Source organism: Pseudomonas paraeruginosa PA7 (assembly GCF_000017205.1).
GTDB lineage: Bacteria > Pseudomonadota > Gammaproteobacteria > Pseudomonadales > Pseudomonadaceae > Pseudomonas > Pseudomonas paraeruginosa.
Genome location: NC_009656.1, coordinates 763,203 through 776,615, shown reverse-complemented (window position 1 = coordinate 776,615; position 13,413 = coordinate 763,203). Strand labels below are relative to the sequence as shown.

Sequence of the window (13,413 nt, the reverse complement as noted above, 5' to 3'; positions counted from 1 at the left end):
TGCACGCTCCTCAGGCCGCCTTGGGCGTCCACTTGCCGGCGCCGGAGCGCTGGATGGTGGCCTGGGTGGCGACCAGGGTGTTACTGGCGAAGTCGAAGGGAAAGTCGCTGACATAGCCTTCGAAGGTGAACCAGGTGCGCGCCGGCGGCAGCACGAAATCGTCGCCTTCGGTGCTGACGGTCGGCTTCACGTCGATCCCGTCGGACCAGCCGATGGCCCACTTGACGCTGGTCTCGCCGTCCTGCTCGGACAGCTGGAACAGCCGCACGTGGCTGGCCAGGCGCGGGTCGGCGTTGACGCCGAGGGTCGCCTGGCCGGGGGTGCGCAGGCCTTTCTTGTACTTGCGCGAGGTATCGCTCAGGCACGGATCCTCGATCTGGTCGGCCGGGTTGCCGCCCGGGTTGAACGAGGTCACGCCCTCGATCTCCAGGACGGTGGCGGCGCCGCTGCCGGATACCGGCGGGACCAGGGCATAGATCTGGGTACCTTGAGTCAGAATGGACATGGAAAACTCTCCTTGATGGATACAAAAAAACCCGCACGAGGCGGGTCGTCCGGCCCCGTCCGGAATGGACGGCCGTGGCACGACACGCGGCCGGCGAAATGCCCCGCGTCCCGCGCCATTGTCGGATGGAAACGAAAGAGCCCGGCACTGGCCGGGCTCGGTGGTGGCAGGCGACGTCCCCGGGGACGCACCTGTACAAGCATGACTACGTTGTACCGTCCGATTCCCGGTGCGGCAACGCGGTGCGAGCAATACGCGGCAATGTGCGACGGACGCACGACAATCGACGCCGATGCATAGCGATCCGGAATGCTCGCTCTCAGCGACAGGCCCGCAGCGCCGCCTGCAACTCGAGTTCGTAGCCCTGGCGCTGGCGGCGTTCGGCGAGCAGCGCGCGGACCTTGGTCTGCAGCGAATCGCCGGCCTTCAGCGTGGCGCCGGCCCAGCTCGGCGGACGCACCTCGGGTACCCGGCAGGGCACCGCCAGCGGCATCTCGACGCGCAGCGGGCGGGGCTCCGGCGGCGAGCCCGCGCAACCGGCGAGGATCAGGCAAAGACACAGGAGAAGGCGGCTCATAGCCCCAGCTCCCGGTCGATCGCCACACGCGCCGCCTGGCAGTCTTCCCCCGCGTCGCGCGCCTGCAGCAGGCGGACCGCCGCGGCATATTGCTCCGCGGCCTGCGCCCGGGCGTCGTTGAGGGCCTGCGTGGCCTCCTTCGCACGCACCTCGGCGCTCGTCCGCAGCGCCGACAGGGTACGCTGCTGCTCGTCCAGCAGCATCTGCAACTGGTCACTGGCGGTACGCGTGGCAGCCAGTTGGCGCTGCGCCTCGTCCAGTTGCGAGCGGTAATGGCGGGCGGTCACGCCGCCACCGAGCAACGCGCCCACCAGCAGCACCAGAGACAGCGCCAGCAGGCGCAGGCCAAGCCGGCTCACGACAGCACCGCGCGGGCTCGCCGCCACAACGCCAGGCGCTCCGCCTGGCCATTCAGGCCGCCATTGATACGCCGGGTAATGGCGGCGAATTCGCCACGCTCGGCCAGTTCGTTGAGGCCATGGCCGGCCCACCACCAGGCGGCGCTGCGGGCCGCCGGCACGGGCTGCTCCAGGCGCCAGGGCTCGGCCTCCAGCGGCTCGCCGAGGGCCTCGCCGACCACCCGGTAGTTGGCGCGCCCGGTGACTTGCAGCAGGCCACGCCCGCGGAAGCGCCAGCCGTCGCCGGAGGCTTCGTCGCCATTGCCGTTGCGCGCGGCGTAGGCGTTATCGGCGATCGCCTGCGGGTTGCGCGCCAGGCGCAGCGCCAGGGCGTTGGGCTGGCCATCGGCGCCGCGATAACGGCCCGGCCAGGTCGCCGCCAGGCCCCGCGCGCTGTAGTTGAGGTTTTCCACCAGGCGGGTCAGCTGGGCGCTCTCGTGGCCGACCTGGGCGATGAAGGCGGCGCCCCGCGCCGGGGTGTCGATCTGCGCCTCGGCCATGGCCGCCTGCAGCGCCGGAACGAAAACGCCCGCGACAAGGCGGGCGTTGGGAAGAATGCGCAGCAGCTGCTGCTCGGTCAGTTTCATAGGCTCTCCTGCCGCTCGATGGTTTCAGCCGTCACCCTTGCCGCCGCGCCCGCCGTTGCATTGCACGGTAATGGTCCAGCCGCCGGCGTCGTAGGTGTGCTCCACCGAGTCGACGAGGAACTCGCCGTCGATCCCGGCCTTGAAGCCCTGCAGCACGATGCGCCGCTCGGCGTACAGATCGGCGCGCCCCGGCAGTTCCAGACGCACGCCGGCACTGGAGCGGTTGAAGCCCGCCAGGCGCGCCCTGGCCGCCTGCTCGGCCTCGCCGCGGCTGGCGTAGAGATGACGTTCGACGTGTTCTCCCCTGGCCGTGGCCGGTGCCTTGGGGTTCTTCAGTTCGACGCTCTGCACCTCGCCGCTGCCGGGCACCTGGTAGCGAGTCTTCACCGTCTTCATCAGGCTGCGGTCGTCATAGGTGACGTCGAAGCTGCCGACATCGCTCCGGCCCAGCACCAGCGGCTCGATCAGCCGCCCCGTGGCGCTCTGTCCGCTCTCTCGCGGCAGCACCAGCAGCATGCCCTCGGCCAGCTTGGCGGTGCAGTCGTATTGCCGCGCCAGGCGGGTGACGAAGTGGTAGTCGGACTCGTTGATCTGGTCGACCCGGGAGATCGCCACCTGCAACGGGCACTCCACCCGCCAGCCATTGCGCGCGCCGACATCGCGACAGACCTGCGCCAGGCTGGTGTTCTCCCAGCCGCCGCTGCGCGTGCTCTTGCCGCTGCCGCGCATGTCGCCGGCCTTGGCGGTGATGTTCAGGGTATCCGGCGGGCCGGACCACCGCAGGGTATCCACGGTGTAGCGGCCCATGCGCATCAGCGCTTCGCCGGCGTACCCCAGGTAGACCTCCAGCACCGCGCCGCGCCGAGGCAACGCCACCAGGCCGTCGCGGTCGTCGATCCTCAGGGTCAGGGTGTCTGACTCCATGCCAGGCTTGTCCAGCAAGGTCAGCCTGAGCAGGCGGTCATTCAGTCGCGCGGTGATATCGGTACCGTCGGCGACGATACGAAAACTCGGTTGCACCTGGTCTCTCCGGAAAAGAAAAACCCCGCCCGGGCGGGGTTGCGGGAGGCCGTCCGGTCAGTCCCACAGGCGTACCTGCGCGGAGTTGACCAGCGGCATGTCGGGGAAGCGGATCAGCAGGCCGGCGCGCAGCGGCTGGACCTCGTCGGCCAGGCCGGGGTTGGCCTCGAGGGTCGCCTCGACGCAACCCGGCAGGTGCCCGTATACGTGGTAGCAGAGACTGTCCAGCAGGTCGCCGTCAGCGGTTCGGCAGATCGTCGCCATAGCGCTTGAACTCCAGGTCGAAGGTTTGCTTGCGGGGAGCGCCATTGCCCAGCAGGGCGCTCTGGCTCTCGCTGATCCGCACCAGGCACCAGAGGCCCATCCGGACCTCGCCGTAGCCGCTGCTGAGGACCAGCGGTTCACGCCGCTCCGCCAGCTTGCGCAGTGCCTCGAGCTGCTCCAGGCCGACGACCTTCTGCTCGCCCACCTGCCGACGCAGCGGGAACACCGCCCCCTTGAGCAGGATGTTCTCCTCGCCCAGGCCGACGCTCTGCAACGCCGGCCGCCGCCCGAGGCGCGCCTGCGCGCTCCAGTTGTAGGCGCTGGTGCGCTGCAACGTATCGAAAGCCGCGGTATCCAGGTTGAAGTAGAACGGCTGGCCATTGGCGGTCAGCGGCTGCAGAACCAGCAGGTGCGGCAGGGGTGCGACGCTCTCGCTCGGCGGGGTCGCGGTCGGGGCGAGCAGCCACGACGGCAGCACCCCGGCCAGGGTCGGACTGACGGCACCGGCGACCTTGCCGACCGCCTGGGTCGCCCTGTTCACCTGTACCTTCAGCGCGTCCAGACGCTCATCGACGCCCAGCAGCGCCCGGCTTGCCCGGTTGTAGGTGGAAACCACCCGGTTGACCTTGCCCTGCGCCTGGCCGATGCCGCGCATGGCGCGCTGTAGCCTGGCGGCCATCTCCGGCGACACGCCGGGCAGGTTCTCCAGTTCCGAGGCAGCGCCACGGATTTCGCTGATCGCGCCATTCACCGGGGCGACCACCTTGTCCAGATTCTTGCGTCCGGACTCGCCGGCCCGGCCCAGGTGCTTCAGGCCGGCCTGCAATTGTTCCAGGTAAGCCATGGGGACTCCTTACACCACCATCGCCGGGTCGTAGAGGCTGCGTCGCTGCTGTTCGCCGGCGAAGTCGGCGAGCATTCGTTGCAGGTAGGGCAGCAGTTCCTCGGCCAGGCGACGCGGTTCGTGCACGTTGCCTTGCACCGTCAGGTTGATCTGCGGGGCGAAGGTCCAGTTGGGTATCGGCGCGGCAGGCGCTGGCTGCGTCGCGACAGCGACCTGGGCTTCGTTGCCCGTCCCGGCCTTGTCGAGCGGCGACGCCGGCGGCTCGCCAGCCAGGCTGCGCCCCAGGCTAGCGCCCAGTGCGCCGCCCCCCCAGGCTCCGATGGCGCCGCCAACCAGACCACCGATCAGGGTACCCACCACCGGCACCACCGAGCCAATGCTCGCGCCCAGCGCGGCACCAGCCAGGGAGCCGGCCAGGGAGCCGCCGGTTTCGCTGTAGGCGACGGTTTTCTCGCTGGCGGACATATCGCTGGAATAGATATCCGCTACATCGAGCAGCGACGACGCCACCTGCAACGGCGCGTTGCGGACCGGCAGGCGCGACAAACGCCCCAGCGAGGAGTACCCACTCCGCTCGGCGGCGAAGCCGAAGGAAGGAGTGGAGCGGGCCTTGATTCCGCCGCCCTTGCCTTTCCTTTGGCGAAGCGCCTGCCCTTGCTTCCGCGACGTCTGTCTTTTACCTGCGGAATCTGGCTGCTTCGGCTGGACGCCAGCCATGCTCGACAGCGGCCAGTTGGTCACGAACACCCGCTGCGCCTCGCTACCGCCCACATTACCGGCGGCCCGACCGAGAAGGTCGCCGACGCCTCCTGCTGCGTGGCGTCCGAGCCGACCGCCGCGCAGCACATCGATGGCCCCGCGCCCGCCCTTGTAGAGCAGGTAACCGGACAACGCCGCGCCCGCGCCGGCGGTAAGGCCGGCCGCTTCCTGTGGATGCGCCTCGAGCAGCCCGGCAGTTGAATCTCCGAGCCTCGCACTCCACCTGGCCACGCTGTCGAGATACGGATTCAGGGCGCTGCCCAATGCAGTCTGCGCCCTCCCCCAACGCTCGTCGGAGGACTTCCACAACTCCTCCGACGAGTCCTTGCGACGCTCTGCATCCCGCTCCGAAGAGCCGGAGGAAGATGTCTGGTTCTCGAGCAGTGCCTGGAATTCACCACGCGACGCACGATAGGCTTCGAGTGCCGGAGAAGCCGAGCCGGCGCGGAGCTCGCCACCCCGGTCCCGATAACGCGCAGCCAGCTCCAGGCTGGCCTCCAGCGAGCTCGCCCCATCCTTGCGCAGAGCTTCCAGCTCCTGCTCGTAGTCCTTGCCATAGGCGCGCTCCAGGCTGCCGCTACGGACGAACTCCAGCCATGCCTTGGCCCGGGCGTCCGCCTGGTCCGGCGTGGCGCTCTTGGCCTGGATTTCCAGCAAGGCACCCAGGGCGTCGATATCGCCGGACTCGACCTTCCCCGCTGGCGCCAAAGCCGGCAACAGCGCCGGAAGACGCTGCGCCAGCACTTCGCTGCCGATCCGCCCCTTGCCCAGGGTGACCAGGCGATCGAGGGCCGCTGACAGTTGCTCCGGGCTGTCCGAGCCCTGGGCCAGCTGCAAGGCGCGAACCAGGCCCGCCGTTACCGCCGGTGCGATCTTCTGCCCGAAACCGAAGCGGCCGGCCAGCCCCAGATTCTGCTGCGCAGCAGCGAAACCCATGCCGGTCGCGTTCAGGTCTTCCAGCAGGTTCAGCGCCGCCACGCGCCCCAGTCCGGTTTTACCTGCGCTCTCCTGCACCCGGCTGGCGAGCTTCTTCTCCTGGATGTCATCCAGGCCATTGCGGATCGCCAGATCGCGCAGCCGCGCCTGATAGCCGGCAGCCGCCTTGCTCGCGGCCACGACCACCCCGGAAAACGCCGTAGCCAGCGGCAGCGCCCAATTGGCCTGCTCCAGTCGTTGCAGGCCACGCACCTGCATGTCCAGGCCACGCTGCATATCGTCCAGTTGGGCGTAGGCGGCGCTCGCTTCCCTGGCTTCGATGCCGAGCCGCTTCAATTGCGCCTGGCGCTCGCGAAGCTGCCGGTCATGCTCTGCCACGCCTCGGTCGCCAACCTTGCGCATATCGACCAGCTCTTTTTCCAGGCGTATGGCGTCGCCCAGGAGATCCCTCAGGCTGGCCGCCTGGCGGGAACGTTCCTGGAGGCTGTCGACCCGCGCCTTGACGGTATCGAAGGCCTTGCCCAGGGACGGATCAACGATGCCACCGATGGAAACCACCAGGTCAATGTCTTTACTCATGACGATTCGTCTCGTCTGTCTGTCGATGCCCGCTTGCGTGGGCCTCGTGAAGAAGCGCTGATGCCGCTCGCCAGGGCAGGCGGCGCCAGCGACTCAGTCCTCGCCCTCGGCGAGCCACCAGAGCAGGTCGCCCAGGGTCATGCGCTCCAGCTCGCTGGCCTGGAAGCCCAGCTCAGTGGCCAGCCGCCTCGCCAGCTGGCGCATACGCGAAGGCGTCATCCGGGTCTTCCTGCACCAGGCGAAAGTAGGCGCCCTGCAGCCGCTGGTAGTCGCTCAGCTTCAGCCCCTCCAGGTCCTGGCGGCTGACCTGCGCCAGCGAGGCGAACAACTGCAGTTCGCGTTCCTCGGCGTCGTCGCCGGCCACCTTGCCGGCCAGGCGGATGTCACGCACGGTGGGTGCACGCAGGGTCAGCGTGTCGACGCTGACCCCGTTGCACTGAGCCGGACGCGAGAGACGAACGATGGCGGCATCGGCATCCAGCGTCAGCCAACCCGGCTGTCGATTCTCTTGGGTCATGTCCGGAGCTCCTCTTACAGGCCGAGGTCGTTGCGCATGCCGGCCAACTGGTCGACGCCATTGATCGCGCGGACGCCATTGACCGGATCGATCTCGTAGACCTCGCGACCATCGATTTCCAGCTTGTAGTAGCTGACCGCGATGGCGTACTTGAACTCGGCCTTCTCGCCGGCCTTCCAGTCGCCCGGATCGACTTCCTTGAGCAGGCCGCGCAAGGTGGCCACGACCGGCACGCTGGCGCCCTTCTGGCCCTTGAAGGAGCCGCGGAATACGCCGTTGAAGGCGCTCTGGTCGGCCAGGCCGAAGAAATTCAGGGCCTCCCGGCGGGCGCCGTTGGTGGAGAACTTAGCCTCCAGCGCCTCCAGCCCCATGTCGATGGAGACCGGCGCGTCCATGCCACCGGCACGGTACTGTTCGGTCTTCACGGTCAGCTTGGGCAGGGTCAGCGACGGCACGTCACCGGCGAAGCTCACGCCGTCGACGAACAGGTTGGTATTGGTCAGGGTTTGCGGAATCATCACGGGCGCTCCTTAGGCGACGTCCAGAACTTCGGTGAGCCACTGATCGGTCACCTCGACACGGAAATTGGGGTTCTCGGCAGGCGGCACATCGGTGAAGCGGATGTTCCAGTACACCTTGCCCTGGGCCAGCTGGCTGGCAGTGTTCAGGTCCGGGTCGGCGTAGACCTCGAAGTTGATCAGCGCCCCCTGGTTCTTCAGGTCGCGCATGAAAGCGCGCAGGCCTTCGGTGACGTCCTTCACGTAGGTCCTGGTGATGCCGCGGTCGACCGCCCACTTGTGCCCGGCGAGGATCGCGTCCATCACCAGGTCCATGGTCCGCACGCGGGTGACGAAGGCCCACTTGCTGTCGCTGGACAACGTGCGGTTGCCCCACAGACGGTAGCCGTCATCGCGGATGATGGTGGCGATGTTGGCGTTGTTCAGCAGGTTGGCGCGGCAGCTCTCGTCGCCGTCGAGGAATTCCACCGGGCGGGCGGTGCCGGTGATGCCCTTGATTTCCTTGTTCGACGGCGAGGACCAGAAGCCGTACTCGGCGTCGGTCCAGGCGAACAGGCCGGCGGCATAGGCCGAGGCGGGGGCATCGACGCTGCCATTGGCTTGGACATCCCAGCTCTGGACGCCCGGGTCGACCAGGTAGAGGCGTTTGCTGCCGAAGTTCTTGGCGTAGGCGATTGCTGCTTCGTCGGTACTGTTCGGGCCATCTACGATCGCCACGGCACGCAGTTTCTCGGCCAGGCTGACCATGGCGCTGGCCACCGCCTGGCTCGCCGAATGCTTCGGTGCGACCAGCAGGCGGGGCTGAGCGTTGAAACGGCTCTTGCCATCCAGCAAGGCCTGAAGACCGGTGCGCTGGCCAGCGGCGGTGACACTGCCAATGATAGCGGACGCCTGCTCGTTAGCCTCTTCGACCTTGAGCACTCCGACCGCGACGATCACCGCCGAGGCTTGGCTATAGATGGCCTTGCAGGCCTTGTAGATCGACGAGCCGACACCGAACGCCGCAGCCGCCTCGCGCTCGCTGGTGATAAGTGCTGGCACATCGGGGATGGCAGTTAGGTCGGCGGAGGGAATGAAGGTATCAACCAGGCCGATGATTGACGAAGAAGGCAGCGAAATGGTGCGGGCACCGATATCGACGTTGGTCACGGTAACGCCGTGAAAGAAGCTCATTGATTTTCTCCAGACATAAAAAAACCGCCGCAGCGGTTGATGTGGTATTCAGACTGTTTCTTCAAAGGCTGATGAAATGCATGATGGTGTTTGCGGTCGCTCGCTGCCCATCGGAAAGTCTTCAGTCTCCGGCCACTCACGGAGCCTTTGGCGATAGGAAAGCAGCTCATGAAACTCCACACTCGTTAAGGTGGTTTTTACCCCAAGCTCCAGTTCTTCACGATGCCGAATAGTAAAGCAGTCTGTTTTCAAAAGTTCTCCATCCCTCCATGCCCTTTCGCCAGCAGCAAGATCGAGAGGACTTCGACTCCTTTCCTTTAGAGAAAGGACTCCACCTGCAGACATCGATATCTCATTAGCACCAGACTGTCCACACAGAAGGGCTTTATGGGTCTCTTGATCAACAGGAACAGCATCTACAGGAACGCTTTGCAAATCAGAGTCAATAAATCCCGACAAGGAGTCACTATAATATATAGGCATTTATCAATATCCTATAGCAATTATATTCAAAGTCTGTATTCCGGTAAGTTCCGGGACTGCATTGGACACTTTCAGTCTCGATAGGCCGACAAACGAGGCCCCACAACGTCCAGCGTACCGTCCCAGCGAGGAGACATAGCTAGCCACGACAGAAAGACCTGCATTCGGAAAGGCAATGGGTAGCAATACCTCTGAATCGGAGTACGGAGACTCCAAACCAACCGCCATCCACTGAATAATCAAACCACTCGGCTGCTTGACATATCCGGCTGGAGAAAATGATTTCGGGTAGGCCGGCGAGACGCTGCTCACCACCCACATTTTTTCTTGATATTTAGTAACTTTAACCGAGGTTCCATTCGCCACCAGATAGTTCTTCGCAGACCCTTGCGTATTCTCGGGACTCAAATAGACATCGCCATCACGACGCTGCACCAGATTCACTGGGAAGCCACTGAAGTTAACGACTTCGAAAGAACTTCCGACAGGCAACGAATCCATATCGGGAGGTGTCCAGGTCGAAGCAGCAGGGCTGGCACCCGCGACAATAACTTTACCGATATCAGCGGCCTCGAGTATCGCATCACCAAGAAAGTAGGCAGTTCCCGAGCAACTTCCCTGCGCCCTTCTCACAAACTCGGTGGTTGCGATTGAGGAAGACCTATCGGACACTGATAAAGTTGGCGCCTTTGGGTTACCCACAAAAAACGGAGAGTCCAGCGGTGCATAGGATTTCATGCGCAAGTCGACATACTCTCGCGTCGCCAGCACCACGCTCGGATCGATCTTCAGCTCCACCGCTCCAGTGCTGCTGACCACCAGCACCATTCGCACCGTCTGGGTACGACCGCTACCCTCGGACAATTGCGGCTTGTACGAAGGCGCGCAGTTGGCATAGGCGATCAGGGCGCCGCTGTCGTCGTACAAGCCCATTTCACGGATCCACCAGCCTCCGACGTCTTCCGGAATGACCTGCTCAGCGATGATCTGTGAGCCGTTCTTTGGATCGACGCTGAGACTGTTCAACGGAGCTCGGCGAACTTCATTGACCAACCCGGTGCGCGAGGCGTCCGGAGTCGGTAGGCTACCGCCACCGTCGCCTACCGCCAGGTGGGAGATTTTCAGGGTAGTGCCCAGGGCAGTGGCATTGGCCAACTTCCCGGCACCGATATTGGTTAGGATTGCGTAATAAGTCACGGCCATGGATAGACGCTCATGCTGTCGATGATGTGATCGTGCCCGGGCGAGCCATAGAGGCCCGCCACCTCGATCACCTCGGGTAGATAGGAGTAAACGGTGAGGATGTCGCCGTCATAGTGGCCGGAGCCGATATGCATCCATCCCTGGGTTTCAAGGCTGATATCCATGCCGACCAGATGGCGGGTAAGCGGCTTGGCATCGTCGATCAACCGCTCCACCTCTTCGAACATGACATCGGTGATACCGCTCTCTAGCACTCCGATGCGCAAGCGGAAGGTTCCTGGCGGCCCCGGCGGGTCGCTCTGCCACCATTCGAGTACCTCGATCAGGTAACCCAGCGGCTCGATCACTCGCCGCAACGCCGCGATCGTGCCCTTGTGCTGGTGGATGTGGAATGCAGCGGCGATCGCCTTGCGCTTGACTCCCTCGCTCCATCGTTCATCCCAGCGATCCACCGACCATGCCCAGGCCAGGTAAGGCAGCAATTCGACCGGGCAGCGCTGCGGATTCATCAGTTCGCGTAACGGCACCGGCAGATCGCTCGGCAATACGCTGGCCAGCGCACGCTCCAGCACGGTGGAATTGTTCGGCAACAGGCGGCTACTCATCGGAGCCCCCCACGCGGATCGAGTAGCCCGTACAATAGGCTGCCTGGGTTTCGTCCAGCACCATGTCCTGGCCAGGTGCGGACAATTCGACACGCTGTACGCCTTCCACATGCAATGCTGCGAACAGTGCGGAACGCCGGATATCACGACCCAGGCGCCGCTGGGTGGCGATATAGCCCTGCAACGAGGCCTCGGCTGCCTTGCGGATCAGTTCTGCCTCCGGCCCAGGATAAAGATAGAGCACTGCATCGACCCGATAGTCCACGATTCGCGCTGACTGAACGGTGACGCGGTCACCCACCGGGCGTACGTCCTCGTCGTTCAGAGCCCGCCGCACCGCTTCCAACAGCGGTTCGCCAGCCACTCCGTTGCCCTCCGTGGACAGTACTGACACCAAAGCCTCGCAAGGAGCCGGACTGATCGCCGAGACATCCGCGATGTTTCCGTCGGCGCCCAACGCATAGGCGATGTATGCGTTTCTTGGACCCGCTACGGAGAGTTGGTCGAAAGCCAACTGGGTGCGATTACGCAACGAGTCGTCGCTCTCCAGCATGCTTTCCTTCGGTGGAACGGCGTCCGGGTCGGCCTTCTGCACGACCAGACGATGAACGTTGTAGCCGGCCGCCAGTTGATCAAGATCCGCTCCGCTGGCATAGGCCAGCATCACCGCCCGCGCCGCGTCGTTGATCCGCGCTCGCAGCAACAGTTCGCGATAGGCCGCCAGTTGCAGGAGCTTCAGTACCGGATCGGACTCCAGCTCCGCCGTCCACTCGCCGGCCATGGCTGCGCGGAAGTCGCCGAGCAACTCCTGGTAGATCGCCTCGAAATCGAGGCTCTCGATGACCTCGGGTTCCGGCAGTTGGGAAAGATCGATGATCACGCCGATATCTCCATGTTGATGTCTTCTCCTTCGAAGACGCCGCTCAGGAGCAGCCCCACGCGCCCCTCGACGACCGCCACGACGCGCACGGAGGACAGGGCGATGCGCGGCTCCCAGCGCCCCAGTGCGCGGGCCACCTCGGCCTGCACCGCGCTTTTCCAGCCCTCGCTCAGCGGCAGGTCGACCATCCGCCGCAGCTTGCTGCCGTACTCGGGGCGCATGCGCCGGCTGCCCAGGGGCGTGGTCAGGATGTCCTCGATGGACTGTTTCAGATGGGCCAGGCCGGACAAAGGCTGGCCGCTGCGGCGATCCATCCCGATCATCGCCCCGCCCTCCCGCTCCGGCCGTGCCGCGCCGTGCCTTGCCCGGCGCGGCGGTGGATGTTGCCCATGGCGAACTCCGCAAATGAAAAGGCCCGCTCGCGCGGGCCGGATTGAAAGGACGGCGGTGCGCCCGGAAGCGCCCGCCCCGTGCTCAGTGGGTGTGGTGGTTACTGTTGCCGGAGGTGTCGATGATCGAGCCGCCACCGAGGATGTCGCCGCTGACCTTCAGCGGCCCGGCGATCTCCACCGCACCCTGGAGGCTGATCTTCGCCGCCTCGGCGCGAACCTCGGCATCGCTGACCAGCACCCGGCTGGCACCGGCCTTCACCTCGACCGTGCCGCTGGGCACCTCGATGCGGTAGCGGTGTGCGGACCAGTCGTAGCTCAGCGAGGCGCCATCGTCGAACCGCCAGGTCTCGCGACTGGCGCTGCTGTCCGGCGCCGCGCCGGCATCGCCGTACAGGCCGGGAATGAAGGTCCCCATCGCCACTGCCCCCGACGGGCTGAGCAGCACGCCCTGCTCGCCGAGGCTCGGCGCTCGCCAGTGGCGCGCCTGGCCGGCGGCCTGGGCGTGCCAGCGCAGCCAGCCACTGGTCCAGTCGCCGCAACGCACCCGCACGCGGGCCGCCGCCAGGTCCACGGCGACCACCACGCAGGGCAGTATCATCGCCGCGAGCATGCGATCGTGTTCCGCGCTGACATAGCTCATGGCAAGTCCTCCGGCGCGAAGTAATCCGCTTCGTGGCCGGGACCGGTCCACGGATCCAGGCCCAGCAGCAGGCTGCCAGGCGGCTGGTCTTCCCAGGCCCACTCCGGCTCGCCGAGACGCAGCGCCTGGGTCCACTCCACCAACCAGGCGCGCAGGCCCTTTAGTTCCTCGCGGCTGCTATCGACGGTAGCGCGCACCAAGCGCGCCGGCTCCAGCGCCAGTCCCCAGGTCTGGCCCCGCAGTGCCCGGACGATCTCGCCGGCTAGCGCCACGGCTTGCCGGTCGGCGTCCAGCGGCACCAGTACCCGAGCCTGCAGGCGGCACGAGAGCGCGCTCTCGCCGGTGCCGGGGTCACGCTCGGGCAACAGTTCGGCCACCTCCAGGGCCACCGCTGGGGTGCGCTCGGGCACGCCCGGCCAGAAGCCGATCAGCGTGACTTCCGGCAGGCGCTCGCGCAGGACCTGCTCGATGGCCACGTACAGTGCCTCGAGCGTTACAGCCTGTTCAGGCATGGTTGACTCCTTCGATCGGGT

Annotated in this window: 19 protein-coding genes and 1 pseudogene; all 20 read right to left on the bottom strand. The window is 65.7% G+C overall.

Annotated features, from left to right (window positions below):
- Positions 1–10 precede the first annotated feature (10 nt).
- The 20 genes and pseudogenes from PSPA7_RS03705 to PSPA7_RS03620 all read right to left on the bottom strand — a co-directional run bounded on the left by PSPA7_RS03705 (position 11) and on the right by PSPA7_RS03620 (position 13,392).
- Positions 11–505 (bottom strand): phage tail tube protein, encoded by a 495-nt coding sequence (locus PSPA7_RS03705; RefSeq protein WP_012074202.1) that lies wholly within the window; start codon positions 503–505, stop codon positions 11–13.
- Positions 506–824: 319 nt separating this feature from the next.
- Positions 825–1,082 carry a hypothetical protein gene (locus tag PSPA7_RS03695; RefSeq protein ID WP_012074200.1) on the bottom strand — a complete coding sequence of 86 codons (258 nt, stop codon included), beginning with the start codon at positions 1,080–1,082 and terminating at the stop codon, positions 825–827.
- The gene (locus PSPA7_RS03690; RefSeq protein ID WP_012074199.1) at positions 1,079–1,441 is read right to left on the bottom strand and encodes a hypothetical protein; all 363 of its coding nucleotides are present in this window, start codon (positions 1,439–1,441) and stop codon (positions 1,079–1,081) included. Before PSPA7_RS03690 ends, PSPA7_RS03695 begins: the two co-directional genes overlap by 4 nt.
- Complete coding sequence (locus PSPA7_RS03685) at positions 1,438–2,067, bottom strand: glycoside hydrolase family 19 protein (RefSeq protein WP_012074198.1); 630 nt, start codon at positions 2,065–2,067, stop codon at positions 1,438–1,440. Before PSPA7_RS03685 ends, PSPA7_RS03690 begins: the two co-directional genes overlap by 4 nt.
- Before the next feature lie 24 nt (positions 2,068–2,091).
- Positions 2,092–3,087 carry a phage late control D family protein gene (locus PSPA7_RS03680; protein WP_004366815.1) on the bottom strand — a complete coding sequence of 332 codons (996 nt, stop codon included), beginning with the start codon at positions 3,085–3,087 and terminating at the stop codon, positions 2,092–2,094.
- A gap of 57 nt (positions 3,088–3,144) precedes the next feature.
- Complete coding sequence (locus PSPA7_RS03675) at positions 3,145–3,351, bottom strand: tail protein X (RefSeq protein WP_004366813.1); 207 nt, start codon at positions 3,349–3,351, stop codon at positions 3,145–3,147.
- On the bottom strand, positions 3,326–4,195 hold the full coding sequence (locus PSPA7_RS03670; RefSeq protein WP_012074197.1) for a phage tail protein: 870 nt from the start codon (positions 4,193–4,195) through the stop codon (positions 3,326–3,328). Before PSPA7_RS03670 ends, PSPA7_RS03675 begins: the two co-directional genes overlap by 26 nt.
- A 9-nt stretch (positions 4,196–4,204) precedes the next feature.
- The gene (locus tag PSPA7_RS03665) at positions 4,205–6,469 is read right to left on the bottom strand and encodes a phage tail tape measure protein (protein WP_012074196.1); all 2,265 of its coding nucleotides are present in this window, start codon (positions 6,467–6,469) and stop codon (positions 4,205–4,207) included.
- A 93-nt stretch (positions 6,470–6,562) separates the two neighbouring features.
- Positions 6,563–6,688 carry a hypothetical protein gene (locus PSPA7_RS32790; RefSeq protein WP_012074195.1) on the bottom strand — a complete coding sequence of 42 codons (126 nt, stop codon included), beginning with the start codon at positions 6,686–6,688 and terminating at the stop codon, positions 6,563–6,565.
- A complete protein-coding gene (locus tag PSPA7_RS03660; RefSeq protein ID WP_004366805.1) occupies positions 6,642–6,986 on the bottom strand; it encodes a phage tail assembly protein in 345 nt (114 codons plus the stop codon). Before PSPA7_RS03660 ends, PSPA7_RS32790 begins: the two co-directional genes overlap by 47 nt.
- A gap of 14 nt (positions 6,987–7,000) precedes the next feature.
- Positions 7,001–7,504: a phage major tail tube protein gene (locus PSPA7_RS03655; RefSeq protein WP_004366803.1), complete on the bottom strand. Its 504-nt coding sequence runs from the start codon at positions 7,502–7,504 to the stop codon at positions 7,001–7,003.
- Between the two features lie 12 nt (positions 7,505–7,516).
- The gene (locus tag PSPA7_RS03650) at positions 7,517–8,677 is read right to left on the bottom strand and encodes a phage tail sheath subtilisin-like domain-containing protein (protein ID WP_004366801.1); all 1,161 of its coding nucleotides are present in this window, start codon (positions 8,675–8,677) and stop codon (positions 7,517–7,519) included.
- Between the two features lie 48 nt (positions 8,678–8,725).
- Entirely contained in the window at positions 8,726–9,160 is a 435-nt protein-coding gene (locus PSPA7_RS30730; RefSeq protein WP_033999491.1) for a phage tail assembly chaperone, read from the bottom strand.
- 3 nt (positions 9,161–9,163) lie between these two features.
- Positions 9,164–9,481, bottom strand: coding sequence for a gp53-like domain-containing protein (locus PSPA7_RS32960; RefSeq protein ID WP_374214367.1), 318 nt, complete (start codon positions 9,479–9,481; stop codon positions 9,164–9,166).
- 423 nt (positions 9,482–9,904) lie between these two features.
- Positions 9,905–10,363 (bottom strand): annotated as a pseudogene (locus PSPA7_RS32955) (phage tail protein); the annotation flags it as partial.
- Entirely contained in the window at positions 10,354–10,968 is a 615-nt protein-coding gene (locus PSPA7_RS03640; protein ID WP_004366797.1) for a phage tail protein I, read from the bottom strand. The gene PSPA7_RS03640 and the pseudogene PSPA7_RS32955, both read right to left, overlap by 10 nt.
- Entirely contained in the window at positions 10,961–11,848 is an 888-nt protein-coding gene (locus tag PSPA7_RS03635; RefSeq protein ID WP_004366796.1) for a baseplate assembly protein, read from the bottom strand. Before PSPA7_RS03635 ends, PSPA7_RS03640 begins: the two co-directional genes overlap by 8 nt.
- Positions 11,845–12,171 carry a GPW/gp25 family protein gene (locus PSPA7_RS03630; RefSeq protein WP_004366794.1) on the bottom strand — a complete coding sequence of 109 codons (327 nt, stop codon included), beginning with the start codon at positions 12,169–12,171 and terminating at the stop codon, positions 11,845–11,847. The genes PSPA7_RS03635 and PSPA7_RS03630 overlap by 4 nt, the downstream gene beginning before the upstream one ends.
- A gap of 151 nt (positions 12,172–12,322) precedes the next feature.
- Positions 12,323–12,880, bottom strand: a complete 558-nt coding sequence (locus PSPA7_RS03625; RefSeq protein WP_012074193.1) for a phage baseplate assembly protein V — start codon at positions 12,878–12,880, stop codon at positions 12,323–12,325.
- Positions 12,877–13,392 carry a hypothetical protein gene (locus PSPA7_RS03620; RefSeq protein ID WP_003152163.1) on the bottom strand — a complete coding sequence of 172 codons (516 nt, stop codon included), beginning with the start codon at positions 13,390–13,392 and terminating at the stop codon, positions 12,877–12,879. The genes PSPA7_RS03625 and PSPA7_RS03620 overlap by 4 nt, the downstream gene beginning before the upstream one ends.
- Positions 13,393–13,413 lie beyond the last annotated feature (21 nt).

What these genes read in the sequence shown, in the direction of transcription:
- PSPA7_RS30730 (WP_033999491.1), bottom strand. Translation starts at nt 9,160, where the DNA reads ATGCCTATATATTATAGTGACTCCTTGTCGGGATTTATTGACTCTGAT.
- PSPA7_RS03665 (WP_012074196.1), bottom strand. Translation starts at nt 6,469, where the DNA reads ATGAGTAAAGACATTGACCTGGTGGTTTCCATCGGTGGCATCGTTGAT.
- PSPA7_RS03655 (WP_004366803.1), bottom strand. Translation starts at nt 7,504, where the DNA reads ATGATTCCGCAAACCCTGACCAATACCAACCTGTTCGTCGACGGCGTG.
- PSPA7_RS03620 (WP_003152163.1), bottom strand. Translation starts at nt 13,392, where the DNA reads ATGCCTGAACAGGCTGTAACGCTCGAGGCACTGTACGTGGCCATCGAG.
- PSPA7_RS03640 (WP_004366797.1), bottom strand. Translation starts at nt 10,968, where the DNA reads ATGAGTAGCCGCCTGTTGCCGAACAATTCCACCGTGCTGGAGCGTGCG.
- PSPA7_RS32960 (WP_374214367.1), bottom strand. Translation starts at nt 9,481, where the DNA reads ATGTGGGTGGTGAGCAGCGTCTCGCCGGCCTACCCGAAATCATTTTCT.
- PSPA7_RS03705 (WP_012074202.1), bottom strand. Translation starts at nt 505, where the DNA reads ATGTCCATTCTGACTCAAGGTACCCAGATCTATGCCCTGGTCCCGCCG.
- PSPA7_RS32790 (WP_012074195.1), bottom strand. Translation starts at nt 6,688, where the DNA reads ATGACGCCTTCGCGTATGCGCCAGCTGGCGAGGCGGCTGGCCACTGAG.
- PSPA7_RS03650 (WP_004366801.1), bottom strand. Translation starts at nt 8,677, where the DNA reads ATGAGCTTCTTTCACGGCGTTACCGTGACCAACGTCGATATCGGTGCC.
- PSPA7_RS03625 (WP_012074193.1), bottom strand. Translation starts at nt 12,880, where the DNA reads ATGAGCTATGTCAGCGCGGAACACGATCGCATGCTCGCGGCGATGATA.
- PSPA7_RS03660 (WP_004366805.1), bottom strand. Translation starts at nt 6,986, where the DNA reads ATGACCCAAGAGAATCGACAGCCGGGTTGGCTGACGCTGGATGCCGAT.
- PSPA7_RS03675 (WP_004366813.1), bottom strand. Translation starts at nt 3,351, where the DNA reads ATGGCGACGATCTGCCGAACCGCTGACGGCGACCTGCTGGACAGTCTC.
- PSPA7_RS03630 (WP_004366794.1), bottom strand. Translation starts at nt 12,171, where the DNA reads ATGATCGGGATGGATCGCCGCAGCGGCCAGCCTTTGTCCGGCCTGGCC.
- PSPA7_RS03685 (WP_012074198.1), bottom strand. Translation starts at nt 2,067, where the DNA reads ATGAAACTGACCGAGCAGCAGCTGCTGCGCATTCTTCCCAACGCCCGC.
- PSPA7_RS03670 (WP_012074197.1), bottom strand. Translation starts at nt 4,195, where the DNA reads ATGGCTTACCTGGAACAATTGCAGGCCGGCCTGAAGCACCTGGGCCGG.
- PSPA7_RS03695 (WP_012074200.1), bottom strand. Translation starts at nt 1,082, where the DNA reads ATGAGCCGCCTTCTCCTGTGTCTTTGCCTGATCCTCGCCGGTTGCGCG.